Origin of the sequence: Ralstonia sp. OTU4908 (assembly GCF_038440115.1) — a bacterium.
Classification (GTDB): Bacteria; Pseudomonadota; Gammaproteobacteria; order Burkholderiales; family Burkholderiaceae; genus Ralstonia; species Ralstonia pickettii.
Genome location: NZ_JASATD010000111.1, coordinates 1 through 354, shown reverse-complemented (window position 1 = coordinate 354; position 354 = coordinate 1). Strand labels below are relative to the sequence as shown.

Sequence of the window (354 nt, the reverse complement as noted above, 5' to 3'; positions counted from 1 at the left end):
CTGCGCGCTGCCGCTTGCCTACATGCGGCCTTCGCGCCAGAGCTGGTCGGCCTGATCGCGCAAGGCATCGAGCTGCCAGCGCTGGCCATCGACCTGCTGCTGGTTGTCCAGCACGAGCCCTTGCGGGCCGATGCTGGCCACCAAGCCCGAGCGATGCACGGCCGTGCGGGATACGCGCTTTGTCACCCACTGGCTGCGCCAGGGTGACAGTGCCATCAGGTGCTGGAGGTTCATGGGCGTCCTTTCGCGTGCGAAACGGCCGATTTTGGACTTTCGCGCGCGAAAGTCTGAAGTCATGCCCTGGATGGGTTCGGTGGACTGACCCGCTCCGCGCGCCGATTTGCCCCGTCCCCC

At 66.7% G+C, this 354-nt stretch carries 1 protein-coding gene; it reads right to left on the bottom strand.

What is annotated here, in order from left to right; genetic code table 11:
• Nucleotides 1–18 precede the first annotated feature (18 nt).
• Entirely contained in the window at nucleotides 19–234 is a 216-nt protein-coding gene (locus tag AAHM38_RS25555) for a hypothetical protein (RefSeq protein ID WP_028228985.1), read from the bottom strand.
• Between the last annotated feature and the right edge of the window lie 120 nt (nucleotides 235–354).

What these genes read in the sequence shown, in the direction of transcription:
- AAHM38_RS25555 (WP_028228985.1), bottom strand. Translation starts at nt 234, where the DNA reads ATGAACCTCCAGCACCTGATGGCACTGTCACCCTGGCGCAGCCAGTGG.